This is a genomic window from Streptococcus sp. KHUD_015 (assembly GCF_051106265.1).
GTDB lineage: Bacteria > Bacillota > Bacilli > Lactobacillales > Streptococcaceae > Streptococcus.
On the sequence record NZ_CP193665.1, the window covers coordinates 964827 to 989344 of the forward strand.

Below are 24518 nucleotides of genomic sequence, written 5' to 3' on the forward strand. Positions count from 1 at the left end.
AAATGACAGAAATGCTTAAAGGAATCGCAGCATCTGACGGTGTTGCAGTTGCAAAAGCATATCTACTCGTTCAACCGGATTTGTCATTCGAGACTGTTTCAGTCGAAGATACAAACGCAGAAGAGGCTCGTTTGGATGTTGCTCTTGAAGCTTCTCAAAACGAGCTTTCTCTTATCCGCGAGAAAGCTGTAGGTACGCTAGGTGAGGAAGCGGCTCAAGTTTTTGACGCTCATTTGATGGTTCTTTCTGACCCAGAATTGATCGGTCAGATTAAAGAAACAATCCGTGCTAAGAAAGTCAACGCAGAAGCAGGTCTTAAAGAAGTGACTGACATGTTCATCACTATCTTTGAAGGTATGGAAGATAACCCATACATGCAAGAACGTGCAGCGGATATCCGCGACGTGACAAAACGTGTATTAGCAAACCTTCTTGGTAAGAAATTGCCAAACCCAGCTTCTATTAACGAAGAAGTAATCGTGATTGCACATGACTTGACACCATCTGATACAGCTCAATTGGACAAAAACTTTGTAAAAGCTTTTGTAACTAACATCGGTGGACGTACAAGCCACTCAGCTATCATGGCGCGTACACTTGAAATTGCAGCTGTATTGGGAACAAATAACATCACTGAAGTAGTGAAAGACGGCGATATCCTTGCCGTTAACGGAATTACTGGTGAAGTGATTATCAACCCAACAGATGAACAAGCGGCAGAATTTAAAGCAGCTGGTGAAGCTTATGCTAAACAAAAAGCTGAATGGGCACTTTTGAAAGATGCTCAAACAGTGACTGCTGACGGTAAACACTTTGAGTTGGCAGCTAACATCGGTACTCCAAAAGACGTTGAAGGTGTTAACAACAACGGTGCAGAAGCTGTTGGACTTTACCGTACAGAGTTCTTGTACATGGATTCTCAAGACTTCCCAACTGAAGATGAGCAGTATGAAGCATACAAGGCAGTTCTTGAGGGAATGAATGGTAAACCAGTAGTTGTTCGTACGATGGATATCGGTGGAGATAAGGAACTTCCTTACTTCGATATGCCACATGAAATGAACCCATTCCTTGGATTCCGTGCCCTTCGTATCTCTATTGCCGAAACTGGAGATGCAATGTTCCGCACACAGATTCGCGCTCTTCTTCGTGCTTCTGTTCATGGTCAATTGCGTATCATGTTCCCAATGGTTGCGCTATTGAAAGAATTCCGTGCAGCCAAAGCAGTCTTTGATGAAGAAAAAGCAAACCTTCTTGCGGAAGGAGTTGCAGTTGCGGATGATATCCAAGTTGGTATCATGATTGAAATCCCTGCAGCAGCGATGCTTGCAGACCAATTTGCTAAAGAAGTTGACTTCTTCTCAATTGGTACAAACGACTTGATCCAATATACAATGGCAGCAGACCGTATGAACGAACAAGTTTCATACCTTTACCAACCATATAACCCATCAATCCTTCGCTTGATTAACAACGTTATCAAGGCAGCTCACGCTGAAGGTAAATGGGCTGGTATGTGTGGTGAAATGGCTGGTGACCAAAAAGCTGTTCCGCTTCTTGTCGGAATGGGCTTGGATGAATTCTCTATGTCAGCAACATCTGTACTCCGTACACGTAGCTTGATGAAGAAATTGGACACTACTAAGATGGAAGAGTACGCTAACCGTGCCCTTACAGAGTGTTCAACAATGGAAGAAGTTCTTGAACTTCAAAAAGAATACGTTAACTTCGATTAATGTCATTAACCTTGTAACCTAGTTGCAAGGTTTTTTTGACGTATTTTGGAAAAGTAATGCTCTTATGAAGTTCACTTTTCAAGGAGTCAGAGGCATGATATAATAAGGGGAAACAAATAGAATAAGAGAGAAATTATGTCTAAAGAAATTGATATTGAGTATTACCACCAGCTAGCCTTGCAAAAGCAGAAGGAACACCGTAAAGTTTTAGCCAATTTAAAGAAAAAGCCACCTAAAAATCTGGATAAAATAGCCCAGCAAATTCATGAAGAAGTCTTTGCTGAAATTGATTGTACAGCCTGTGCTAACTGTTGTAAGACATTGGGACCTGACTTTAAAGAAGCAGACATCACTCGTATCGCCAAGTATTTTAAGATGAAATTACCAGCTTTTGAAGCTGAATTCCTTCAGGTAGATGAAGATGGGGATAAGGTTTTCAAATCCATGCCCTGCCCATTTTTAGGAGGAGATAACCTCTGTTCTATCTATGATGTTCGTCCAAAGGCCTGTCGTGAATTTCCTCATACAGACCGCAAAAAGATCCATCAAATCAACCATCTAACGATTAAGAATACCTTAACTTGCCCAGCAGCCTATCTCTTTGTTGAGAAATTAAAGGATAAGTTATAGATAGTCAAATGATAAAAAATTTCTAATAATAACTAGTATATGAAGGGAGTACTCCTGTGCCTAGACCGAAAACAAAAGAGGAGCTAATGCTGGCCTCTAAGGAAAACTATGAAAAACTCAATCGTTTCATCTCCCAACTAAGTGAAGATGAGCTACAGACTCCATTTGATTTTTCAAGAGACCAGAAGAAAAAAGAAGCCCATTGGAAAAGAGATAAGAATCTACGGGATGTTTTGATCCATCTCTATGAATGGCATCAGTTACTTTTGACTTGGGTTCATTCTAATCACAAAGGTCACGGAAGACCTTTTCTCCCTGAACCTTATAATTGGAAAACTTATGGAGAAATGAATGTTGCTTTTTGGAAGAAGCACCAGAAAACCTCCTTAGAAGAGGCGACTAGACTATTGGCGCAATCACATAGAGAGGTTTTCAAGTTGATAGAAGGCTTTAGCAATGACGAACTCTTTACCAAAGGTGTCTATAAGTGGACGGGTGGGACAAGTCTAGGTTCCTACTTTGTAAGTAGCACGTCAAGCCACTATGATTGGGCTAGTAAAAAACTCAAAGCTCATCGGAAGAATTGTAAGGGATAGATAGCCTATTTGAAATAGAAAGAATGAGTTCTTTTAAACGTAATACTCTTCGAAAATCAAATTCAAACTGCGTCAACGTCGCCTTGCCGTACTCAAGTACAGCCTGCGGCTAGTTTCCTAGTTTGCTTTTTGATTTTCATTGAGTATAAGATAAAAGCAAAGGGCTACCAAGTGATTGAGCCCTTTTGAGTTATACAAGCAAATTACCATGCAAAAGCTGTCGTTGGAGCATTGAGCGCTTCTAACCACTGTTTATTTTTTACGGGGCAAAGAGTTACGGATATACCTGCCATATCCAAACTGGTCATAAATGTTCCTGATTTTATAAAGGTAATAGTGACTCCTTCAATTTCTAAGAGTTGAAGGAGATCATTGATAAATATGCCCATTTCTAAGTTGCTGGTAGTGCCTAGATTATTTACAAGCAATATAAATTGACCACTCTTTTTCCAATGATAGTGCAATCTTAATTTACTTATAATTTCATTTGCAAGGATTTCCGATGATTGGAATGGGACGATACGATAGCCTTCTTCGCCATGTATCCCAATACCATAAGAAATATTTCCTTCTTCCAAGTTAAAAAGTGGAAGGGTGGCTTGGGGGAGACTAGCAGACTTCGTTGCAAAGCCAATTGTTGCGATTTCGGGAGCAAGTTCATGACCTAAATCAGTTAGTTGCTCTATGTCGGCACCATTTTGAGCTGCAGATCCTAGAACTTTATGAAGTAAGATTGTCCCTGCAAGCCCTCTTCCTCTAATTTGAAATCTGTTGTGAGGTTCAATAGAAATATCGTCGTGTGCTAGACTATAGCCGACCTTAATTCCTTCTTGTCTAGCAGTATTAATGGCCGAGCTAAATTCTTTGATGTCTGCTTCGAAATTTTTTACAATGATGAAGACACCTTGACCATTGTTTAAAAAACGAATGGACTCTAAGATTTCAGTTCTTGTAGGAGGAGTAAATAATTGGCCATAGATAGCAGCGGTAAGCATTCCTTCTCCCACATATCCAATATGAGCAGGTTCGTGACCTGAACCCCCACCTGACAATATTGGAACCTGATGAGTATTGCGATTTTTTTGATAGACTAAAGGTAAGGTAGGGTGTTTTTCTAATTCAGGATGACTGCTGACAGTTGCCGAAATGTAACTTGAAATAATTTTTTGTTTATGATTTGAAATAAATGTCATTGTGGTCTCTTTCCAATAATTGTCATGATTAGAAAGTCTGGTTGTGGAACTGGACTTTTTTTATTGACGTAAGCTTTCACGATTTCTGCTAGAGCATGTGAATGATAGTCTAACAAAAAACAAGTATAAGCAGATGAATCGATATCAATCTGACCGTATTCTCTTAAAATTTTTGATACAAGCAAGCGACAGTAGCTGATAAAGTGATCATAGAAGTTATTTTGCCCTTGAATATCAAAAAGTTGAATATAAAAGTCACGCTCTTGTTCGAAATAAAGAAATAATTCTTGTAATAGTTTTTGGCCTGAAATGAAGTCCAAGTTATTGGTGATATACTCGGTTAAGTCATTTTCAAATATCCAGTCTAGCAATTCATATTTGTCAAGAAAGTGATTATAAAAGGTCTGTCTACGAATGCCAGCAGATTCCATGATATCTACAATGGAGATTTTATCAAATTCTCTAGTAGCTAATAGGTCTCTAAATGCCTTGGCAATCCGTTTTTTTGTAATAAGTGATGATGCCATAGGAAACCTTTCTTTTACTTACTTCATTTTATCAAAAAATTTTTTTAAATGGGTTTAAAAGGGGACAAATAATAGAATCTGTCCCTTATCATCCAGCAATAAAAAATATATAATGAAAACGAAAACAAAGGTAGATGCCGAAAGGAATTTCTCATGAAAAAAATTATAAATGAACCGACACAGGTTGTTGATGAAATGTTGCAGGGGTTATCATTTATGCATGATGACTTGGTAGAACGTTTAGATGGTTTTGATGTTATCGTTAGAAAGGCAGAAAAGACAGGAAAAGTTGGTCTCATTTCAGGTGGAGGTTCAGGACATGAACCAAGTCATGCTGGATTTGTAGGAGATGGAATGTTGTCTGCTGCCATTTGTGGAGCAGTCTTCACTTCACCTACTCCGGACCAAATTTTAGAAGCCATTAAGGCGGCTGATGAAGGTGCTGGAGTTTTCATGGTCATCAAGAACTATTCTGGTGACATTATGAACTTTGAAATTGCACAAGAACTTGCTGAAATGGAAGGTATTGATGTAGCAAGCGTTGTGGTTGATGATGATATCGCTGTTGAAAATAGTCTCTATACCCAAGGCCGTCGAGGTGTTGCAGGTACTATATTAGTCCATAAAATTTTGGGTGATGCGGCTCGTTCTGGTAAATCATTAGTTGAAATGAAGGACTTGGCCGATAAACTTGTCTTAGAAATTAAAACAATTGGGCTAGCCTTGTCTGGAGCAACCGTTCCTGAGGTTGGGAAACCAGGTTTTGTTCTAGAAGATGATGAATTTGAATATGGAGTTGGTATTCATGGTGAGCCAGGATATAAGAAAGAGAAAATGCAACCTTCAGCACAATTGGCCTCAGAATTGGTTGAAAAATTATCTGAAGGTTTCCAACTTAAGACTGGAGAACGCTATGGCCTTCTCATTAATGGTTTAGGAAGCACTCCTCTTATGGAACAATACGTATTTGCAAATGATGTGGTTAAATTACTCCATAAAAAAGGTGTTGAGTTGGCGTTTAAGAAAATTGGAAACTATATGACATCAATTGATATGACCGGCTTGTCATTAACATTGATTCGATTGGCAGACGATGAGTGGTTGGATGCTCTAAATGCACCTGTTACTACACCAGCTTGGTAAAACTCAAGGAGGAAATGTCTCATGAATGCTGAACAAGCTCTTGAATGGATGAAGCTTTTTAATGAAAAGATTCAAGAACAGAAAGATTACCTTAGTGAGCTAGACACCCCTATAGGGGATGGAGATCACGGTGGAAATATGGCGCGTGGAATGGCTACAGTTATGGAAAACTTAGAAGGAAAGCAATTTGAGACCAGCAGTGATGTGTTTAAACTTGTCTCAATGCAACTCCTGAGTAAGGTAGGCGGTGCTTCTGGTCCTCTGTATGGCTCTGCTTTTATGGGAATGTACAAGGCTGATTCTAATTCGAAATTAGAAGAAATCTTACAAAGCGGTTTGGATATGATTGTCAAACGTGGGAAAGCAGAAGTTGGAGAAAAGACAATGGTTGACGTTTGGACTCCTGTTATTGCTGCCTTGTCTGCGGGCCGATTGACTCAAGAGGTTATTGATCAGGTAGTGAATGCTACCAAAGATTTACTTGCAACTAAAGGAAGAGCATCTTATGTAGGAGAACGTTCTCTTGGACATATTGACCCTGGATCATTTTCATCAGGATTACTCTTTACTGCTCTATTAGAAACTGGGGTGGTTTAATGGGAAGTATTGGTCTTGTTATCGTTTCACATTCCAAAAACATTGCACAAGGTGTCGTTGAACTGATTAGTGAAGTAGCTAAAGATGTTCCGATTACTTATGTAGGAGGAACCGAAGATGGAGGAATTGGAACTAGTTTTGATCAAGTAGATAGGATTGTTTCTGAAAATCCAGCAGATACTTTACTTGCCTTTTTTGACCTAGGTTCTGCTAAAATGAACTTAGAAATGGTGGCTGATTTCAGTGATAAGAGTATCATCATCAACATGGTTCCAATTGTAGAAGGCGTCTATACTGCAGCTGCTCTTCTTCAGGCTGGGGCAGAACTGTCGGTTATTCAAACACAGTTGGCGGAGCTTGAAATCAATAAATAAGTAATTTTACTATAACTCTTTTTATAGGTGGGCTATTGATTATCTCGACTATCAAATTTTAAGTAATAATTTCAAAATCAGAAAGGGATTGCTTCCAGCAGTTCCTTTTTAATGTAAAAGGAGTGGAATCATAGCGTTTCTAAATTGTTAATACTCTTCGAAAATCAAATTCAAACCACGTCAACGTCGCCTTGCCGTACTCAAGTACAGCCTGCGGCTAGTTTCCTAGTTTGCTCTTTGATTTTCATTGAGTATAATAATTCAAAACTGATTGTGATGGGGCTATTCTAGCTTTAGAATACTTTAAAAATTAAAATTTAAGGCAATCAATGGTTTAGAATAGTGCGAAAACATTTATTTTATAGTAATTCTAGGTCTAGAATTACATAGATATTTATGAAATTAGGGTATTCGATAGTTAGGATTGTTCTATTCTGAAAGATTTGAGCTGTCAATTGTATAGGATAGTGTTACTCTATGTTAGATTCTAGTAAAAATGATTGGATAAATAATATTAAAGAAAAATCAAAATCATAATTTTGTTTAATATGGTATAATATTTCTAATAATTTAAACATAATGAGGTAGTAATTTATGGACGAAGTTCTATTTTTTGGCGAAGATGACTTCGATATTCTTGATATTGACGGTTATGAACTAAAACCCTCAGCGTTTTTTAATAAGTTACCAGAAATAGCCAAACCTTTAGTCAAAAATGCAAATAAAATCTTATCTGAAGTAGAAAAAATGTTATATTCTGCTCCAGCCTTTGTCAATGTTGTCCAATCTAGTGTACCTGAAGAGGTTTTTCAGGCAATTCTTTCTCCAGAACAACGGGAAGCAATTGCTCAAGGAGTGGTAAAATTAATGACAAAGAAAGATGGCTCTCTCTTGGCGGTATTAGTAAATACTAATACTAATAAAGTCATTGGAAATGTACCATTGAAATCTGTTAAATTGACACCAGAATTAAATAAAGCGTTAGCTGATTATTCGTCGCAAATTCAAATGGCTCAGATTGCAGAAGAGATTCAAAATGTACAATATGCTATTGAGGACGTCAGAAAAGGACAGGAGTCGGATAGACTTGCAATAGCCTATAGCTGTCAACAGAAGCTCTTGCAAGCTAGAGAGATATCAGATACAAACATTAGAACAATGATGTTACTGCAAGTTATTTCAGATGCAGAAGACAGTAGAAATCTCTTAATGCTTAGTCAAAAATCAAATGTAAATTTTATCAAAGAACAACCAGATTCTACTTGGGGTAAGTTATTAAAAGGGGATAAACCAGATAAAATTGAAGCTCGTATGAATGAGATTAGAGATGGATTAGCAGCTGTAAATATCGTTTCACTATCAGCAGCAATAGCTTATAATGAGTTGGGCGAGAAAAAAGCTGCTCAAAAAAGTTTGGATTACTTTGGGAAATTTATTAACGAAACTTATCTTAGTTCTCAAGAATTAGTAGAGAGACTTGATTTACTTGATCCTTCTCCTACAAATTACTGGACAAAAGAATTGCCAAAAATTGAAACTTCTATAATGAAATTGCCAAATAAACCAGATTCTATTGAGACAGAGGTATTAGAATGAAAGAAATAAAAAAATGCAAGACATGTACTAGGGATTTACCATCAAGTTATAAGCACAATAAGTGCGAATCGTGTAGAAACAAAAAAATAGATGAAGCAAAAAAGATACTTAAAGTGGTTGGACAAGTTGGAGGTGTCGTCACTCCAGTTGTAGTAGGTATGTTGATGAATAAAACTAAGGCAAAGAAGAAATAAACTAATCTATTAAGTACCTAGAAAGGAAAACTCTCAAATTGTCCTACAAATTTCTACTTTTCGACCTAGACCACACCTTGCTTGATTTTGATGCTGCTGAGGATGTGGCTTTGACGCAACTTCTAAAAGAAGAAGGAGTTGTAGATATTCAGGCCTACAAAGACTTTTACGTTCCCATGAACAAGGCTCTCTGGAAGGACTTGGAGCAAAAGAAAATCAGTAAACAAGAACTGGTTAACACGCGCTTTTCTCGTCTATTTGCTCACTTTGGACAGGAAAAAGATGGTAGTTTTCTAGCCCAGCGTTACCAATTTTACCTCGCTCAACAGGGACAAACTTTTTCAGGCGCTCATGAACTCTTAGACAACCTCATCGAGCGAGATTATGAGCTGTATGCTGCGACAAATGGCATTACTGCCATTCAGACAGGTCGTTTGGCTCAATCTGGTCTGGCACCTTATTTCAATCAAGTCTTTATCTCTGAACAGTTGCAAACACAAAAACCTGATGCTCTTTTTTATGAAAAAATTGGCCAACAGATTGCTGGATTTAGTAAAGAAAAGACTCTGATGATTGGAGATTCCCTAACCGCCGACATTCAAGGTGGCAATAATGCGGGGATTGATACTATCTGGTACAATCCTCATCACCTCGAAAATCATACACAAGCCCAGCCGACTTACGAAGTCCATTCTTATCAAGATTTGCTGGATTGCTTATATAAACTGTAAAAAGTGGTTTAGATAGCCACTTTTTGCTATAATAGAGGCAGTAAAAATGAAGGAGTCGGCTATGGAACACTCGTCTTGGCATGCTTTGATTAAGGCGCAATTACCTGAGGGTTATTTTGCGAAAATCAATCAGTTTATGGAGCATGTCTATGCTCAGGGAACTGTTTATCCACCTAAGGAAAAGGTTTTTCAGGCTCTCTTGACTACACCGCTTGAAGAAGTGAAGATAGTGATTCTAGGGCAAGACCCCTATCACGGACCAGGTCAAGCGCAGGGCTTGAGTTTTTCTGTACCTGATTCTATCCCAGCTCCGCCATCCTTGCAAAATATCTTGAAAGAATTGTCAGATGACATTGGAGTTAAGAAATCTCATGATTTGACGGCTTGGGCTGAGCAAGGAGTATTGCTTCTTAATGCTTGCTTGACGGTTCCTGCTGGACAGGCTAATGGTCATGCTGGTCAAATATGGGAGCCTTTTACTGATGCTGTGATTCAGGTGGTCAATCATCTAGATAAGCCAGTGGTCTTTGTGCTATGGGGAGCTTATGCACGTAAGAAGAAGTCCTTAATTACCAATCCTCATCACTTGATTATCGAATCAGCCCATCCCAGTCCTTTATCTGTTTACAGAGGATTTTGGGGTTCCAAGCCTTTTTCCAAGGCCAATGCATTCTTAGAAGAGACAGGACAAGAGCCAATCGATTGGCTTAGATAAGGAGAAAATATGCCTCAGTTAGCGACGATTTGCTACATTGATAACGGAAAAGAACTACTCATGCTCCACCGTAATAAGAAACCCAATGATGTCCATGAAGGGAAATGGATTGGTGTTGGTGGGAAGCTAGAGCGAGGTGAGACTCCTCAAGAATGCGCTGCGCGTGAAATCCTTGAAGAAACAGGGCTTAAAGCCAAGCCAGTTCTAAAAGGTGTCATCACTTTTCCTGAATTTACGCCAGATTTAGACTGGTACACCTATGTTTTTAAGGTGACAGAGTTTGAGGGTGACTTGATTGACTGCAATGAGGGAACGCTGGAATGGGTTCCCTATGATGAGGTTTTGAGCAAGCCAACTTGGGAAGGTGACCACATCTTTGTTGAATGGCTTTTGGAGGACAAACCCTTCTTTTCAGCCAAGTTTGTTTATGATGGGGATAAATTGTTGGATACCCAAGTCGATTTCTATGAATAAAGGAGAAAGCAGATGCTACTAATCAAAAATGGTCGTGTTATGGATCCCAAGTCTGGTTTGGATCAAGTGTGTGATGTCTTAGTTCAAGATGGGAAAATTATCAAAATTGCTGCCGAAATCAAGGAAGAAGGAGCAGAAATCTTAGATGCTACCGGTCTTGTAGTTGCGCCTGGACTAGTTGATATTCATGTTCATTTCCGTGAACCTGGTCAGACCCACAAGGAAGACATCCATACTGGAGCCCTTGCAGCTGCTGCAGGTGGTTTTACAACGGTTGTCATGATGGCTAATACTAGTCCAACCGTTTCAGACGTGGAGACTTTGCAAGAAGTTCTCCAGTCAGCTGCTAAAGAGAGGATTAATGTCAAGACGGTTGCGACCATTACTAAGAATTTTAATGGGCATGATTTGACAGACTTTAAGGCGCTTTTAGAAGCTGGAGCGGTTGGTTTCTCAGACGACGGTATTCCACTTGAAAGCAGTAAAGTGGTCAAGGAAGCCATGGAGGAAGCCAAAAAACTCAACACCTTTATTAGTCTTCATGAGGAAGATCCAGGATTGAACGGTATTCTTGGGTTTAATGAAAACATTGCTAAAGAACATTTCCATATCTGCGGTGCTACTGGGGTGGCTGAGTATGCTATGATGGCGCGTGATGTCATGATTGCCTATGCGACCAAGGCCCATGTTCACATCCAGCACTTGTCAAAGGAAGAAAGTGTTAAAGTAGTGGAGTTTGCCCAAGGGCTAGGTGCGCAAGTCACAGCAGAAGTAGCGCCACAGCATTTCTCCAAGACCGAAGCACTCCTATTGACACAAGGTAGCAATGCTAAGATGAATCCGCCGCTTCGTTTGGAATCAGACCGTCGTGCCGTTATCGAAGGCCTCAAATCAGGCGTCATCACAGTTATCGCAACTGACCACGCGCCTCACCATGCGGATGAGAAAAACGTCGAGGATATTACCAAAGCACCATCTGGCATGACTGGCTTAGAAACATCTCTTTCCCTCGGATTGACTTATTTGGTGGAAGCTGGGGAGTTGAGCTTGATGGAATTACTCGGAAAGATGACATACAACCCAGCCAAGCTTTATAACTTTGAAGCAGGTTACTTGGCTGAGAATGGTCCAGCAGATATCACTATTTTTGACGCTAAGGCTGACCGCCTTGTGGACTCCCATTTTGCTTCCAAAGCAACTAATTCACCATTTATCGGTGAAGCCTTAAAAGGGCAGGTTAAATACACCATCTGTAAGGGACAAATCGTCTATCAAAACTAGGTGGGAGTCTGCTCTGTAAACAAAAAGAATAGAGAGCCTATATGTACCAGACTCATCATTTTAAAGACAAATTTATCTTATTTTTAAAGATATTTTTCCCTATCCTGATTTATCAATTTGCCAATTATTCTGCCTCCTTTGTTGATACGACTATGACAGGCCAATACAATACCATGGACTTGGCTGGTGTGTCTGTGGCAACCAGTATCTGGAATCCTTTCTTTACATTTCTGACAGGGATTGTGTCAGCCCTGGTGCCTATTATTGGTCACCATATTGGTCGAGGTAAAAAGGAAGAAGTTGCGTCTGATTTTTACCAATTTATTTATTTGGCCTTGGGCCTATCTGTGGTCTTGCTGGGGCTGGTGCTTTTCTTGGCACCACCAATCTTGAATCATATCGGACTAGAAGCACCAGTGGCTGCAGTAGCGGTTCGTTATCTCTGGTTTTTATCTGTTGGAATTATCCCCTTGTTACTCTTTAGTGTCATTCGTTCCTTGCTGGATTCGCTGGGCTTGACCAAGCTGTCCATGTATCTCATGCTTTTGTTACTCCCGCTCAATAGTGGATTTAACTATCTCTTGATTTACGGTGCCTTTGGAGTTCCAGAGCTGGGAGGGGCTGGTGCTGGTTTAGGAACATCCTTGGCCTACTGGGTCTTGCTTGGGATTTCTGTTCTGGTTTTATTTAAACAGGAGAAGCTCAAAGCACTACATCTTGAGAAACGCATTCCGCTTAATATGGATAAAATCAAGGAAGGAGTTCGCTTAGGTTTGCCTATTGGGGGAACTGTCTTTGCGGAAGTTGCTATCTTTTCAGTGGTTGGCTTGATTATGGCTAAGTTCTCATCCTTGATTATCGCTAGTCACCAGTCAGCTATGAACTTTTCAACTCTCATGTACGCCTTTCCTATGAGTATTTCATCGGCTATGGCTATTGTTGTTTCCTATGAAGTGGGAGCCAAGAGATTTGATGATGCGAAAACCTATATTAGTTTAGGAAGATGGACTGCCCTCATTTTTGCAGGTTTTACCTTATCCTTCCTTTACATTTTTAGGGGAAATGTGGCTAGTTTTTATGGGAACGACCCAGAATTTATCGATTTGACAGCGCGTTTTTTGACTTACAGCCTCTTCTTCCAGTTAGCAGATACCTTTGCAGCACCTCTTCAGGGGATTTTGCGGGGTTATAAGGATACCGTTATTCCTTTTTACCTTGGTTTGCTTGGTTATTGGGGTGTAGCGATTCCAGTGGCTATGGTATTTGATTCCCTAACAGATTTTGGAGCTTATTCTTACTGGATCGGTTTGATTATTAGTCTAATCGTGAGTGGGGCGCTCTACCGTTGGCGTTTAACTGTGATTATGAAGAGATTTGAATCCGTAGCAAAATCTAAACGATAAAAAGTTTGTGAAAAAATATTCTTAATGAGAAAATCTCTTGTTTTCATGGGGTTTTCTTTTTTATTTTGTGAAATTTCCTCAAGAAAAACTTTGACAGTATTTTCCAAAAACGGTAAAATAGTAAGGTAAGAAGAAAGTTAGAAAGGCAAGAAGATGTCAACTTTAGATAAAAATCTTTTGCTAGAAATGTTCCGTAAGATGGAAGAAATCCGTCGTATGGACTTAAAAATTGCACAATTAGTAAAGAAAGGGAAAGTGCCAGGAATGACGCACTTTTCTGTTGGTGAAGAGGCAGCTAACGTGGGGGCTATGTTAGCTCTCAATCCAGATGATTTGATTACCTCAAACCACCGTGGACACGGGCAAGCCATTGCCAAAGGAATTGACCTAAACGGAATGATGGCTGAAATCCTTGGTAAATACACTGGAACCTGTAAAGGAAAAGGCGGATCTATGCATATCGCCGACCTTGATGCCGGTAACCTCGGTGCCAATGGTATCGTAGGTGGTGGTATGGGAATCGCTGTCGGTGCAGCCCTCAGTCAGCAAATGCAAAATACCGGAAAAATCGTAGTCTGCTTCTTTGGAGATGGTGCGACCAATGAAGGTGTTTTCCACGAAGCAGTAAACATGGCCTCTATCTGGAACCTGCCAGTCATTTTCTACTGCATTAACAATGGTTACGGTATCTCTGCGGATATCAAAAAAATGACCAATGTAGAACATATCCATCAACGTAGCGCCGCTTATGGAATTCCTGGAATGTTCATCGAAGATGGAAACAATGTAATTGACGTCTATGAAGGATTTAAGAAAGCCGTAGACCATGTTCGTGGTGGCAATGGGCCTGTATTGATTGAAAGTGTTACTTATCGCTGGCTTGGTCACTCATCATCTGACCCTGGTAAATATCGTACGCGTGAAGAAGTGGAGTTGTGGAAACAAAAAGATCCAATCGAAAACCTCCGCAACTACCTCATTGAAAACACTATTGCAAGTGCCCAAGAATTGGAAGAAATTCAAGCGCAAGTCAAGGAAGCAGTAGAAGCTTCTGTTAAATTTGCGGAAGAAAGTCCATTCCCACCGCTTGAATCAGCATTTGAAGATATTTACGCAGACTAAGGAGAAAGAGATAAAATGGAAACAAAAACAATGTCCTTCCGTGACACCATTATCCTTGCTATGTCTGAGGAAATGCGTCGCGATGAAAATGTGTTCTTGATGGGAGAAGATGTCGGTGTCTTTGGAGGAGACTTCGGTACTTCTGTCGGAATGCTTGAAGAATTTGGCCCAGAACGTGTTCGTGACTGTCCGATTTCTGAAGCTGCCATCTCTGGAGCAGCAGCAGGAGCAGCCATGACAGGACTTCGTCCAATCGTTGATATGACCTTCATGGACTTCTCGGTTATTGCCATGGACAATATCGTCAACCAAGCTGCTAAAACTCGTTACATGTTTGGTGGTAAAGGTCAGGTTCCAATGACTGTTCGATGCGCAGCTGGTAATGGGGTAGGTTCTGCCGCTCAGCACTCACAATCTCTAGAGTCTTGGTTCACTCATATTCCTGGTCTTAAGGTTGTGGCACCAGGTACGCCTGCGGACATGAAAGGACTGCTCAAGTCTTCTATCCGTGATAACAACCCTGTTATCATTCTTGAGTACAAGTCAGAATTTAACCAAAAAGGGGAAGTGCCAGTTGATCCAGACTACACGATTCCACTTGGAGTTGGGGAAATCAAACGTGAAGGTACAGATGTAACAGTTGTTACTTATGGAAAAATGCTCCGTCGTGTGGTTCAAGCTGCTGAAGAATTAGCAGAAGAAGGAATTTCTGTTGAGATTGTTGACCCACGTACCCTTGTTCCGCTTGATAAGGATATCATCATAAACTCAGTTAAGAAGACTGGTAAGGTTGTTCTGGTTAACGACGCCCATAAAACAAGTGGCTATATCGGAGAGATTTCAGCAATTATTTCAGAGTCAGAAGCATTTGACTACCTAGATGCACCAATCCGTCGTTGCGCAGGAGAAGATGTGCCAATGCCTTATGCGCAAAACCTAGAAAATGCAATGATTCCAACAGTTGAAAGCATCAAAGATGCCATCCGAAAAACTTATAACAAAGAATAGTATTGCATAAGATAAATTATGTAAACATCGCATCCTATCACAAGAAGAGTTGGTTCGATAATAACCGATGAAAGATTTAGTCAGTCTACTAGGTTGACCGCTTGATAGCGGCAACCGTAGTAATTTGAGATACGTGTTGTATCCAAGTGATTTAAAGAGTTGCGACATGAGAGAGTCGAATCGATAATATTCGACGAATGAATTAGTCAGTCTACTAGGTTGACCGCCTAATAGCGGCAACCGTAGCAACTTGAGATACGTGTTGTATCCAAGTTGCTTGTAGAGTTGAACTCGGGCTAAAAGATCGGAAAAAGATAAATCTCCTTGGCTTCATCGAAGTCTGCGTTGATTTCCTATTTTTCAGTCGCTTTTGACGCCCTTAGTATCATGTAATTGAATTCGGACGGAGGTCTGCGAAAAAAAGATAGATTTCCTTGTGTTCATCGAACACATCGTCAATCTCCTATTTTTTCATTGCCCTCTTCGTCCTTAATATCTTATATTCGAACACGGGCTAAAAGCTCGGAAAAAAGATAAATCTCCTTGGCTTCATCGAAGCCATCGTCGATTTCCTATTTTTCAGTCGCTTTTTACGCCCTTTGTATCATAAATAGAATTGGAGAGGTCATGGCTGATGACAAGCTAAGAGCGACTCCTGCAGCTAGAAAGTTAGCGGATGATTTAGGGATCAACCTTTACGACGTTTCTGGCTCAGGTGCAAACGGTCGTGTCCACAAAGAAGACGTGGAAACTTATAAAGACACAAACGTGGTTCGCATTTCGCCACTTGCAAAACGAATTGCCCTCGAACATAACATTGCGTGGCAGGAAATTCAAGGAACCGGTCATCGTGGTAAAATCATGAAGAAGGATGTCTTGACCTTGCTTCCTGAAAATATCGAAAACGATACCATCAAGTCTCCTGCTCAAATTGAAAAAGTGGAAGAAGTTCCTGATAATGTAACACCATACGGTGAAATTGAGCGTATTCCAATGACACCAATGCGTAAGGTTATTGCCCAACGTATGGTTGAATCTTACCTAACTGCTCCAACCTTCACCCTTAACTATGAAGTTGATATGACGGAAATGTTGGCTCTTCGTAAGAAGGTTCTGGAGCCAATCATGGCAGCAACCGGGAAGAAGACTACTGTAACAGACCTTCTTTCGCTTGCGGTTGTTAAGACTCTTATAAAACACCCATACATCAACGCTTCATTGACCGAAGATGGCAAGACCATTATCACTCACAACTATGTCAATCTTGCGATGGCAGTTGGGATGGATAATGGATTGATGACACCTGTTGTTTACAATGCTGAGAAGATGAGTCTTTCAGAACTGGTTGTAGCCTTTAAGGATGTTATTGGCCGTACCTTGGATGGTAAATTAGCTCCAAGTGAGTTGCAAAATTCAACATTTACAATCAGTAATTTGGGAATGTTTGGCGTTCAGTCCTTTGGTCCTATCATTAACCAACCAAACTCAGCTATCCTTGGTGTGAGCTCGACAATTGAGAAACCAGTTGTCGTCAATGGTGAAATTGTCATTCGCCCAATCATGAGTCTAGGATTAACCATTGACCACCGTGTTGTGGATGGTATGGCTGGTGCTAAGTTTATGAAAGACTTGAAAGCCTTGATTGAAAATCCAATCTCAATGTTGATTTAAGAGCAAGAGTATTCATTTTTAAGATATAGATAAAGGAAGGAAGACATGGCCTTAGAAGTAATTATGCCAAAAGCCGGCGTGGATATGACAGAAGGACAAATCGTCCAATGGAATAAAAAAGTCGGAGAATTTGTAAAAGAAGGAGAAATCCTTTTGGAAATCATGACTGACAAAGTCAGCATGGAATTGGAAGCCGAAGAAGATGGTTACTTGATTGCTATCCTTAAAGGAGATGGTGAAACTGTTCCAGTAACGGAAGTTATCGGTTACCTTGGAGAAGAAGGGGAAAACATCCCAACAGCTGGATCAGCAGTGCCAGAAGCTAGCCCAGTACCTGCAGCAAGTGCTTCAAATGATGATGGTAAGAGCGATGATGCCTTTGATATTGTTGTGATTGGTGGAGGTCCTGCTGGTTATGTTGCAGCCATTAAAGCCGCCCAACTCGGCGGTAAGGTTGCCCTTGTTGAGAAATCTGAACTTGGTGGAACCTGCTTGAACCGTGGCTGTATCCCAACTAAGACCTATCTTCACAACGCTGAAATTATCGAAAACATCGGTCATGCTGCAAATCGTGGTATCGTGATTGAAAATCCTAACTTCACTGTTGATATGGAAAAACTTTTAGAAACTAAGTCTAAAGTTGTAAATACTCTTGTTGGTGGTGTTGCAGGACTTCTTCGTAGCTATGGAGTTACTGTTCATAAAGGAATTGGAACCATCACTAAAGACAAGAATGTCTTGGTAAATGGTTCAGAATTGCTTGAAACTAAGAAGATTATCCTTGCTGGTGGTTCAAAAGTCAGCAAGATTAACGTTCCTGGTATGGAATCATCACTTGTCATGACAAGTGACGACATTCTTGAAATTAACGAAGTTCCAGAAAGCCTTGTTATCATCGGTGGTGGAGTTGTCGGTATTGAACTCGGTCAAGCCTTCATGACATTTGGTTCTAAGGTAACTGTTATTGAAATGATGGACCGTATCGTGCCAGCTATGGATGCTGAAGTTTCTAAGAATCTTCGCTTGATTCTTGAACGAAAAGGTATGACTATCTTGACTGGTACTAAACTGCAAGAAATCATCGAAGAAGATGGTAAACTTCGTATCAAGATTGAAGGAAAAGACGATATTATCGCAAGCAAAGCTCTTCTTTCAATCGGTCGTGTACCAGACCTCGAAGGAATTGGTGAAGTAGAGTTCGAGTTAGACCGTGGTCGTATCAAGGTTAACGAGTACATGGAAACTTCTGTTCCTGGTATTTATGCACCAGGTGACATCAATGGTACCAAGATGTTGGCTCACGCAGCCTTCCGTATGGGTGAAGTAGCCGCTGAAAATGCCCTTAAAGGAAATCACCATGTTGCTAAATTGAACTTGACTCCTGCAGCTATTTACACACTTCCTGAAGTAGCAGCAGTTGGTTTAACAGAAGAACAAGCTCGTGAGAAATATGATGTCCAAATTGGTAAATTCAACTTTGCTGCTAATGGTCGTGCCATTGCATCAGATGCTGCTCAAGGATTTGTTAAAGTCATTGCAGACAAGAAATATGGTGAAATCCTCGGTGTTCACATCATTGGCCCTGCAGCTGCAGAGTTGATCAATGAAGCGTCAAGCATCATCGAAATGGAAATCACTGTAGAAGAAATGTTGAAGACTATCCACGGACACCCAACCTATTCTGAAGTGATGTATGAAGCATTTGCGGATGTTCTAGGAATGGCCATCCACTCACCTAAGAAAAAATAAAAGAAAGATAGATTAGACTGGAAAGATGTTTTCCAGTCTCTATCGTATAAAGGGATATCATGAAATATATTATCAATCATTCAAACGACACTGCCTTTAATATCGCCTTGGAAGAATATGCCTTTAAACACCTTTTGGATGAGGATCAAATCTTCCTGCTTTGGATTAACAAACCATCTATCATTGTTGGTCGTCACCAGAACACTATCGAAGAAATCAACCGGGATTATGTTCGCGAAAATGGCATTGAGGTGGTCCGCCGTATCAGCGGTGGTGGAGCTGTTTACCACGATTTAAATAACCTAAACTACACGATCATCTCAAAAGAAGATGAAAACAAGGCTTTTGACTTTAAGAGCTTCTCAACGCCAGTTATCAATACACTAGCTCAACTTGGGGTTAAAGCTGAGTTCACAGGCCGTAATGACTTAGAAATCGACGGTAAGAAATTCTGTGGTAATGCCCAAGCCTATATCAATGGTCGTATCATGCATCATGGTTGCTTGCTCTTTGACGTTGATTTGTCAGTCCTTGCTAACGCCCTCAAGGTTTCAAAGGATAAATTTGAATCAAAAGGTGTGAAATCCGTCCGTGCTCGCGTAACCAATATTATCAATGAATTACCAGAAAAAATCACTGTCGAAGAATTCCGTGATTTACTATTGGAATACATGAAAAAAGAGTACCCTGAAATGACAGAATACGTTTTTTCTGAGGAAGAATTGGCTGAAATCAATCGTATCAAGGACACCAAGTTTGGAACTTGGGACTGGAACTACGGTAAATCACCTGAATTTAACGTCCGTCGTGGAACCAAATTCACTAGTGGTAAGGTGGAAGTATTTGCTAATGTTCTCGAATCAAAAATCCAAGACATCAAGATTTATGGTGACTTCTTTGGTATCGAAGACGTTGCTGCAGTAGAAGATGTCCTTCGTGGAGTGAAATACGAACGCGAAGATGTCCTTAAAGCACTAGAAACAATTGATATTACACGCTACTTCGCTGGTATTAGTCGTGAAGAAATCGCTGAAGCAGTTGTAGAGTAAAGAAAAGCCATTTGTTAGTCATTGTGGGGGTGAAGAAAAGATATCCTCTGGATAGGACAAATCTTGAAGTCTGCTGAAAGAAAATCAAAAAGAACTCGCTTCCAATCCTTAATAAAAAACTAGGTAGGGTTGAATATAGAGATAAGAAAGTTAGTAATAGATTGACTGTAAGGTGACATAGATGAGATTTGTTTTTTGATTTCTTCTTGCTATAAAAATCCTAAAAGACTATTATCTCTTATAGTTGAACTATACCTCAAAAGTTAGATAGAGCCGTTTTGGTGAGGTTTAACAAAAGATGTGGAATAAGCAAAAAAGCTTTAAATCAAGCAGTTTAGACTATTGATTTAAAGCTTTTTTACTTTTAATAAGATTTTCTCAGCCTCATATACAAATTAAAAATATTATTTTAAACTCAGTTTTTTAATCTATTTTTGCTTCTGAGAGAAAACTGTTTTTGAAAAATAGTGGATGCTGATAACAACTGATAGCCAGCAAATAGCATAAGCAGTAGCTGTAAATTCTGTACCGATAAAGTATGTTTTTTCAACTAAGAGCTGACCGATGAATGGAGAGAGGAGATAGAGAATTCCGATGAGTATATGTTCTTTATGTTTCATTAAAGAGCACCTTCTTTCCTTATAGGTAGAACGACTTGCAAGTATTAAATTAAATAGTGTTTCATCGAAGTAAGCCTTTTCACACCTATATTTTACAACTTTAAAAATAGGAAATCAAATAATTTTCTAAGTAATTTTGCCTACATTCCCCCCAATCTTACAAAAATGTAAGATTAAAGTCTCTTTTGTAAGGTTAGGTTATGGCAAGCGGTCTGTTTTTGATGTAAACTAGACTCATAAAGAACAAAGGAGTAACATCATGAAACAAATCTTACAGAAGAAAAAAAGAAAACCAAGCCACAAAGATATCGAGCGCGTTCAGTTGGGGTGCGCTATGATGCAAGAGACATTTCATTTGATGGGATATTAAGAAAGGAGATTCTCATGACACTTTTAGATGTAAAACACGTTCAAAAAATTTATAAAACTCGTTTTCAGGGCAACCAAGTAGAAGCCCTCAAGGATATTCACTTTACCGTCGAAAAGGGTGACTACGTTGCCATCATGGGTGAGTCTGGTTCTGGTAAATCAACTCTTCTCAATATTCTAGCTATGCTGGATAAACCAAGTCGTGGGCAGGTTTACTTGAATGGAACTGATACAGCAACCATTAAAAATTCACAGGCTTCTAGCTTCCGTCGTGAAAAATTGGGCTTTGTCTTCCAAGACTTTAACTTGCTAGATACTCTCTCTGTAAAAGACAATATCTTGCTTCCGCTTGTATTGTCAAGAAGACCCATTACGGAGATGATGAAGAAATTGGTGGTAACAGCTGAGAATCTGGGAATCAACCAATTGCAAGAGAAGTACCCTTACGAGATTTCAGGTGGTCAGAAACAGCGTGTAGCAGTAGCCCGTGCCATCATCACAGAACCTGAAATTCTCCTTGCGGACGAGCCAACAGGAGCTCTTGATTCCAAGTCCTCTGCAGCCTTACTTGATGTCTTTGATGAAATCAATGAGCGTGGCCAAACCATTCTCATGGTAACCCACTCAACAGCAGCAGCTAGCAGAGCTAAACGTGTACTCTTTATCAAGGACGGAATTCTTTATAATCAAATCTACCGTGGAGAGAAGACAGAACGTCAGATGTTCCAAGAGATCTCTGATACCTTGACTGTCATGGCAAGCGAGGTGAATTAGTATGTTTCGATTAACCAATAAGTTAGCGGTATCGAACTTGATTAAAAACCGCAAACTCTACTATCCTTTTGCGCTGGCTGTTCTCTTGGCAGTCACTGTCACCTATCTCTTTTACTCCCTAACCTTCAATCCAAAGATTGCGGAAATCCGTGGAGGAACAACCATTCAGGCTACACTTGGATTTGGTATGTTTGTCGTCACCCTTGCGTCAGCCATTATCGTCCTCTATGCCAATAGTTTTGTCATGAAGAACCGTTCCAAGGAACTGGGAATTTATGGCATGCTGGGCTTGGAGAAGCGTCATCTAATCAGTATGACCTTTAAGGAGTTAGTGCTATTTGGGATTCTAACTGTTGGAGCGGGTATCGGTATTGGAGCCTTGTTTGACAAGTTAATTTTCGCTTTCTTGCTCAAACTGATGAAATTGAAGGTTGAGCTGGTCGCTACCTTCCAAATGAATGTTGTCATTGCGGTACTTGTTGTCTTTGGTTTGATTTTCCTAGGCCTCATGTTCCTGAATGCCCTTCGAATCGCCCGTATGAATGCCCTCCAGCTCTCGCGTGAGAAAGCAAGCGGAGAGAAAAGAGGTCGTTTCCTACCTCTCCAAACTATTCTTGGTTCCATAAGTTTAGGGATTGGCTATTATCTTGCCCTTACGGTAACCGATCCTCTTACAGCCCTAACAACCTTCTTCCTAGCTGTTTTGCTGGTTATAATTGGTACCTATCTCTTGTTTAATGCAGGGATTACCGTTTTCCTCCAAATCTTAAAGAAAAACAAGAAATACTATTACCAACCAAATAATCTCATCTCAGTGTCCAACTTGATTTTCCGTATGAAGAAAAATGCGGTTGGACTAGCAACTATCGCTATTTTGTCAACAATGGTTTTGGTAACCATGTCAGCAGCGACAAGCATTTTCAATGCTTCAGAATCCTTTAAAAAAGTGATGAATCCGCACGACTTTGGAATTACTGGACAAAATGTTGAAAAAGAAGATTTGGACAAACTCTTGAGCCAGTTTGCAAGTGACAAAGGTTATAGTGTCAAAGAGAAAGAAGTGCTTCGTTACAGTAACTTTGGTATTGCAAATCAAGAAGGAACCAAGTTAACCATTTTTGAAAAAGGACAAAACCGTGTCCAACCTAAAACAGTCTTCATGGTATTTGACCAAAAAGATTATGAAAATATGACTGGTCAAAAGCTTTCTCTATCAGGCAATGAGGTCGGCCTCTTCGCTAAGAATGATGGACTGAAAGGACAGAAAGCTCTAACTCTAAATAACCATCAATTTTCTGTAAAAGAAGAATTTAATACAGATTTTATTGTGAACCATGTCCCAAATCAGTTTAATATTTTTACTACTGATTACAATTACCTTGTTGTACCTGATTTACAAGCATTTTTAGACCAATTTCCAGATTCGGCTATCTATAATCAGCTTTACGGTGGTATGAATGTAAATGCCAACGAAGAAGAACAACTCAAGGTCGCTGAAGAATATGATAAATACCTCAATCAGTTTAATGCTCAATTAAACACGGAAGGTAGCTATGTGTATGGTAGCAATCTAGCAGATGCTAGTGCTCAAATGAGTGCCCTCTTTGGTGGTGTCTTCTTTATCGGTATTTTCCTATCCATTATCTTTATGGTCGGAACCGTTCTGGTCATCTACTACAAACAAATTTCTGAAGGCTACGAAGACCGTGAACGCTTTATTATCTTGCAGAAAGTCGGTTTAGATCAAAAGCAAATCAAGCAAACCATTAACAAACAGGTTTTAACTGTTTTCTTCCTTCCTTTGCTTTTTGCCTTCATACATCTAGCCTTTGCCTACCATATGCTTAGTCTGATTTTAAAAGTGATTGGTGTAATAGATACGACTATGATGTTGATTGTGACCTTGTCTATCTGTGCTATCTTCCTCATCGCCTATGTGCTGATTTTCATGATTACTTCTAGAAGTTATCGCAAGATTGTGCAAATGTAAAAAAAGATACCTCGACTTCAAAATCGAGGTATTTCTTGTATTTTATACTCAATGAAAATCAAAGAGCAAACTAGGAAGCTAGCCGCAGGTTGCTCAAAACACTGTTTTGAGGTTGCAGATAAAACTGACGAAGTCAGTAACCATATATACGGCAAGGCGAAGCTGACCTGGTTTGAAGAGATTTTCGAAGAGTATTAAATGCTGAAAAGTTGTCCTAGCAGAAAGGTAACTCCCATGGTCAAGAGGCCAATAGCGAGATTCCGAATCATAGCTGTTTTGGTTGGGGCTTTTCCAAGTTTGGCGCTAGTGTAACCAGTGAGAAGAAGGGCCACACCGACGATAAGGACGGTAGCAGGGATGCGGTATTCACTTGGGAAAATGGTAATTGAAAGCATGGGTGGTAAGCTACCAAGGAAAAAAGAAATAAAGCTAGAGATAGCAGCATGCCAAGGATTGGTAAACTCTTCATACTCAATCCCATATTTTTCCTCTACCAAAGCCTTGAGCGGATTATTTAAAAAGGCTTTGTTGGTGAGAAGTTGGGCTGATGTTTCACACTCACCATTTTGAATATAGGCAGCATAGAGGGACTTTTTGGCTAGTTCCATATCTTGGTCTAGCAAGACTTGCTCACGCGCAACGGCCGCTTCCTCAGTATCTTTTTGAGTTGAAACGGACACATATTCTCCACCAGCCATTGAAAAGGCACCGGCCAAAATAGCCGCAAATCCTGATAAAAAGATAATCCAGATATTGCTCGTAGCACTGGCAACCCCAATAACCACACCAGCAATGGAAATAATTCCATCATTGGCACCAAGAACACCCGCACGCAGGATATTTAAACGACCTGCAAAATTGGAATCGATTTCGTGATTTGTTTCTGACATACTAATCTCCTTTTTATCCAGTATAAAGGAAAGAGGTAATGAAATCAATCTTTTAAAAGTATCTGAAAAAAGTTGCACGATTTTAA

At 40.0% G+C, this 24518-nt stretch carries 25 protein-coding genes; 21 read left to right on the forward strand and 4 right to left on the reverse strand.

All coding sequences use genetic code 11. From position 1 onward, the window contains the following. The first annotated feature begins 2 nt into the window (after nt 1-2). The 3 genes from ptsP to ACORHU_RS04465 all read left to right on the forward strand — a co-directional run bounded on the left by ptsP (nt 3) and on the right by ACORHU_RS04465 (nt 2962). Nucleotides 3-1736, forward strand: coding sequence for a phosphoenolpyruvate--protein phosphotransferase (gene ptsP, locus ACORHU_RS04455; RefSeq protein WP_434365039.1), 1734 nt, complete (start codon nt 3-5; stop codon nt 1734-1736). Between the two features lie 135 nt (nt 1737-1871). Beyond that, a complete protein-coding gene (locus tag ACORHU_RS04460; RefSeq protein WP_000031471.1) occupies nt 1872-2366 on the forward strand; it encodes a YkgJ family cysteine cluster protein in 495 nt (164 codons plus the stop codon). Between the two features lie 56 nt (nt 2367-2422). Continuing rightward, on the forward strand, nt 2423-2962 hold the full coding sequence (locus ACORHU_RS04465) for a ClbS/DfsB family four-helix bundle protein (RefSeq protein WP_434365041.1): 540 nt from the start codon (nt 2423-2425) through the stop codon (nt 2960-2962). A 203-nt stretch (nt 2963-3165) separates the two neighbouring features. Here the strand turns inward: ACORHU_RS04465 and dhaQ are convergent, their stop codons facing one another. Further along, entirely contained in the window at nt 3166-4155 is a 990-nt protein-coding gene (gene dhaQ, locus ACORHU_RS04470; protein ID WP_434365043.1) for a DhaKLM operon coactivator DhaQ, read from the reverse strand. Then, nucleotides 4152-4682: a dihydroxyacetone kinase transcriptional activator DhaS gene (dhaS, locus tag ACORHU_RS04475; protein ID WP_173217888.1), complete on the reverse strand. Its 531-nt coding sequence runs from the start codon at nt 4680-4682 to the stop codon at nt 4152-4154. The genes dhaQ and dhaS overlap by 4 nt, the downstream gene beginning before the upstream one ends. 153 nt (nt 4683-4835) lie before the next feature. On the opposite strand from dhaS, the gene dhaK reads away from it, so the two are divergent. From dhaK to ACORHU_RS04550, 15 genes are all read left to right on the forward strand, one after another. Further along, the gene (gene dhaK, locus ACORHU_RS04480; protein WP_414337482.1) at nt 4836-5825 is read left to right on the forward strand and encodes a dihydroxyacetone kinase subunit DhaK; all 990 of its coding nucleotides are present in this window, start codon (nt 4836-4838) and stop codon (nt 5823-5825) included. A gap of 21 nt (nt 5826-5846) precedes the next feature. After that, entirely contained in the window at nt 5847-6422 is a 576-nt protein-coding gene (dhaL, locus tag ACORHU_RS04485) for a dihydroxyacetone kinase subunit DhaL (RefSeq protein ID WP_434365046.1), read from the forward strand. Beyond that, nucleotides 6422-6796, forward strand: coding sequence for a dihydroxyacetone kinase phosphoryl donor subunit DhaM (gene dhaM / locus ACORHU_RS04490; RefSeq protein WP_434365048.1), 375 nt, complete (start codon nt 6422-6424; stop codon nt 6794-6796). The genes dhaL and dhaM overlap by 1 nt, the downstream gene beginning before the upstream one ends. A gap of 594 nt (nt 6797-7390) precedes the next feature. Beyond that, nucleotides 7391-8392, forward strand: coding sequence for a hypothetical protein (locus tag ACORHU_RS04495; protein ID WP_434365049.1), 1002 nt, complete (start codon nt 7391-7393; stop codon nt 8390-8392). Continuing rightward, nucleotides 8389-8586, forward strand: a complete 198-nt coding sequence (locus tag ACORHU_RS04500) for a hypothetical protein (RefSeq protein ID WP_434365051.1) — start codon at nt 8389-8391, stop codon at nt 8584-8586. The genes ACORHU_RS04495 and ACORHU_RS04500 overlap by 4 nt, the downstream gene beginning before the upstream one ends. A 38-nt stretch (nt 8587-8624) precedes the next feature. Further along, entirely contained in the window at nt 8625-9317 is a 693-nt protein-coding gene (locus ACORHU_RS04505; RefSeq protein WP_434365053.1) for a YjjG family noncanonical pyrimidine nucleotidase, read from the forward strand. A 61-nt stretch (nt 9318-9378) separates the two neighbouring features. Beyond that, nucleotides 9379-10032 (forward strand): uracil-DNA glycosylase, encoded by a 654-nt coding sequence (locus tag ACORHU_RS04510; protein ID WP_434365055.1) that lies wholly within the window; start codon nt 9379-9381, stop codon nt 10030-10032. Nucleotides 10033-10041: 9 nt separating this feature from the next. Next, the gene (locus tag ACORHU_RS04515; protein ID WP_049491427.1) at nt 10042-10506 is read left to right on the forward strand and encodes an NUDIX hydrolase; all 465 of its coding nucleotides are present in this window, start codon (nt 10042-10044) and stop codon (nt 10504-10506) included. Between the two features lie 12 nt (nt 10507-10518). Then, nucleotides 10519-11787, forward strand: a complete 1269-nt coding sequence (locus ACORHU_RS04520) for a dihydroorotase (RefSeq protein ID WP_434365057.1) — start codon at nt 10519-10521, stop codon at nt 11785-11787. A 41-nt stretch (nt 11788-11828) separates the two neighbouring features. Then, nucleotides 11829-13190, forward strand: coding sequence for a sodium-coupled multidrug efflux MATE transporter PdrM (gene pdrM, locus ACORHU_RS04525; protein WP_434365059.1), 1362 nt, complete (start codon nt 11829-11831; stop codon nt 13188-13190). Nucleotides 13191-13343: 153 nt separating this feature from the next. Then, on the forward strand, nt 13344-14312 hold the full coding sequence (locus tag ACORHU_RS04530) for a thiamine pyrophosphate-dependent dehydrogenase E1 component subunit alpha (protein ID WP_414337509.1): 969 nt from the start codon (nt 13344-13346) through the stop codon (nt 14310-14312). A 15-nt stretch (nt 14313-14327) separates the two neighbouring features. Continuing rightward, nucleotides 14328-15320, forward strand: a complete 993-nt coding sequence (locus tag ACORHU_RS04535) for an alpha-ketoacid dehydrogenase subunit beta (RefSeq protein WP_000448714.1) — start codon at nt 14328-14330, stop codon at nt 15318-15320. 627 nt (nt 15321-15947) lie between these two features. Beyond that, on the forward strand, nt 15948-16991 hold the full coding sequence (locus tag ACORHU_RS04540; protein WP_434365062.1) for a dihydrolipoamide acetyltransferase: 1044 nt from the start codon (nt 15948-15950) through the stop codon (nt 16989-16991). A gap of 45 nt (nt 16992-17036) precedes the next feature. Next, the gene (gene lpdA / locus ACORHU_RS04545) at nt 17037-18740 is read left to right on the forward strand and encodes a dihydrolipoyl dehydrogenase (protein WP_140832617.1); all 1704 of its coding nucleotides are present in this window, start codon (nt 17037-17039) and stop codon (nt 18738-18740) included. Between the two features lie 59 nt (nt 18741-18799). Continuing rightward, entirely contained in the window at nt 18800-19789 is a 990-nt protein-coding gene (locus ACORHU_RS04550) for a lipoate--protein ligase (protein ID WP_061759091.1), read from the forward strand. Nucleotides 19790-20217: 428 nt separating this feature from the next. Here the strand turns inward: ACORHU_RS04550 and ACORHU_RS04555 are convergent, their stop codons facing one another. Further along, nucleotides 20218-20409, reverse strand: a complete 192-nt coding sequence (locus ACORHU_RS04555; protein ID WP_000680764.1) for a hypothetical protein — start codon at nt 20407-20409, stop codon at nt 20218-20220. A gap of 384 nt (nt 20410-20793) precedes the next feature. On the opposite strand from ACORHU_RS04555, the gene ACORHU_RS04560 reads away from it, so the two are divergent. The 3 genes from ACORHU_RS04560 to ACORHU_RS04570 are packed head-to-tail and all read left to right on the forward strand — an operon-like array spanning nt 20794 to nt 23740. Then, entirely contained in the window at nt 20794-21552 is a 759-nt protein-coding gene (locus tag ACORHU_RS04560) for an ABC transporter ATP-binding protein (RefSeq protein WP_000173358.1), read from the forward strand. A 1-nt stretch (nt 21553) separates the two neighbouring features. After that, nucleotides 21554-23542 (forward strand): ABC transporter permease, encoded by a 1989-nt coding sequence (locus ACORHU_RS04565; RefSeq protein ID WP_414337519.1) that lies wholly within the window; start codon nt 21554-21556, stop codon nt 23540-23542. A gap of 51 nt (nt 23543-23593) precedes the next feature. Beyond that, nucleotides 23594-23740, forward strand: a complete 147-nt coding sequence (locus ACORHU_RS04570; RefSeq protein ID WP_228112162.1) for a hypothetical protein — start codon at nt 23594-23596, stop codon at nt 23738-23740. Here ACORHU_RS04570 and ACORHU_RS04575 read toward each other — a convergent pair. Next, nucleotides 23737-24432: a VIT1/CCC1 transporter family protein gene (locus ACORHU_RS04575; protein ID WP_033681722.1), complete on the reverse strand. Its 696-nt coding sequence runs from the start codon at nt 24430-24432 to the stop codon at nt 23737-23739. The two genes, ACORHU_RS04570 and ACORHU_RS04575, sit on opposite strands and share 4 nt — an antisense overlap. Nucleotides 24433-24518: the final 86 nt, after the last annotated feature.

Coding starts and splice junctions, on each gene's coding strand:
- ptsP (WP_434365039.1), top strand. CDS start 3: ATGACAGAAATGCTTAAAGGAATCGCAGCATCTGACGGTGTTGCAGTT.
- ACORHU_RS04460 (WP_000031471.1), top strand. CDS start 1,872: ATGTCTAAAGAAATTGATATTGAGTATTACCACCAGCTAGCCTTGCAA.
- dhaQ (WP_434365043.1), bottom strand. CDS start 4,155: ATGACATTTATTTCAAATCATAAACAAAAAATTATTTCAAGTTACATT.
- dhaS (WP_173217888.1), bottom strand. CDS start 4,682: ATGGCATCATCACTTATTACAAAAAAACGGATTGCCAAGGCATTTAGA.
- dhaK (WP_414337482.1), top strand. CDS start 4,836: ATGAAAAAAATTATAAATGAACCGACACAGGTTGTTGATGAAATGTTG.
- dhaL (WP_434365046.1), top strand. CDS start 5,847: ATGAATGCTGAACAAGCTCTTGAATGGATGAAGCTTTTTAATGAAAAG.
- dhaM (WP_434365048.1), top strand. CDS start 6,422: ATGGGAAGTATTGGTCTTGTTATCGTTTCACATTCCAAAAACATTGCA.
- ACORHU_RS04495 (WP_434365049.1), top strand. CDS start 7,391: ATGGACGAAGTTCTATTTTTTGGCGAAGATGACTTCGATATTCTTGAT.
- ACORHU_RS04500 (WP_434365051.1), top strand. CDS start 8,389: ATGAAAGAAATAAAAAAATGCAAGACATGTACTAGGGATTTACCATCA.
- ACORHU_RS04510 (WP_434365055.1), top strand. CDS start 9,379: ATGGAACACTCGTCTTGGCATGCTTTGATTAAGGCGCAATTACCTGAG.
- ACORHU_RS04515 (WP_049491427.1), top strand. CDS start 10,042: ATGCCTCAGTTAGCGACGATTTGCTACATTGATAACGGAAAAGAACTA.
- ACORHU_RS04520 (WP_434365057.1), top strand. CDS start 10,519: ATGCTACTAATCAAAAATGGTCGTGTTATGGATCCCAAGTCTGGTTTG.
- pdrM (WP_434365059.1), top strand. CDS start 11,829: ATGTACCAGACTCATCATTTTAAAGACAAATTTATCTTATTTTTAAAG.
- ACORHU_RS04530 (WP_414337509.1), top strand. CDS start 13,344: ATGTCAACTTTAGATAAAAATCTTTTGCTAGAAATGTTCCGTAAGATG.
- ACORHU_RS04535 (WP_000448714.1), top strand. CDS start 14,328: ATGGAAACAAAAACAATGTCCTTCCGTGACACCATTATCCTTGCTATG.
- ACORHU_RS04540 (WP_434365062.1), top strand. CDS start 15,948: ATGGCTGATGACAAGCTAAGAGCGACTCCTGCAGCTAGAAAGTTAGCG.
- lpdA (WP_140832617.1), top strand. CDS start 17,037: ATGGCCTTAGAAGTAATTATGCCAAAAGCCGGCGTGGATATGACAGAA.
- ACORHU_RS04550 (WP_061759091.1), top strand. CDS start 18,800: ATGAAATATATTATCAATCATTCAAACGACACTGCCTTTAATATCGCC.
- ACORHU_RS04555 (WP_000680764.1), bottom strand. CDS start 20,409: ATGAAACATAAAGAACATATACTCATCGGAATTCTCTATCTCCTCTCT.
- ACORHU_RS04560 (WP_000173358.1), top strand. CDS start 20,794: ATGACACTTTTAGATGTAAAACACGTTCAAAAAATTTATAAAACTCGT.
- ACORHU_RS04565 (WP_414337519.1), top strand. CDS start 21,554: ATGTTTCGATTAACCAATAAGTTAGCGGTATCGAACTTGATTAAAAAC.
- ACORHU_RS04570 (WP_228112162.1), top strand. CDS start 23,594: ATGAAAATCAAAGAGCAAACTAGGAAGCTAGCCGCAGGTTGCTCAAAA.
- ACORHU_RS04575 (WP_033681722.1), bottom strand. CDS start 24,432: ATGTCAGAAACAAATCACGAAATCGATTCCAATTTTGCAGGTCGTTTA.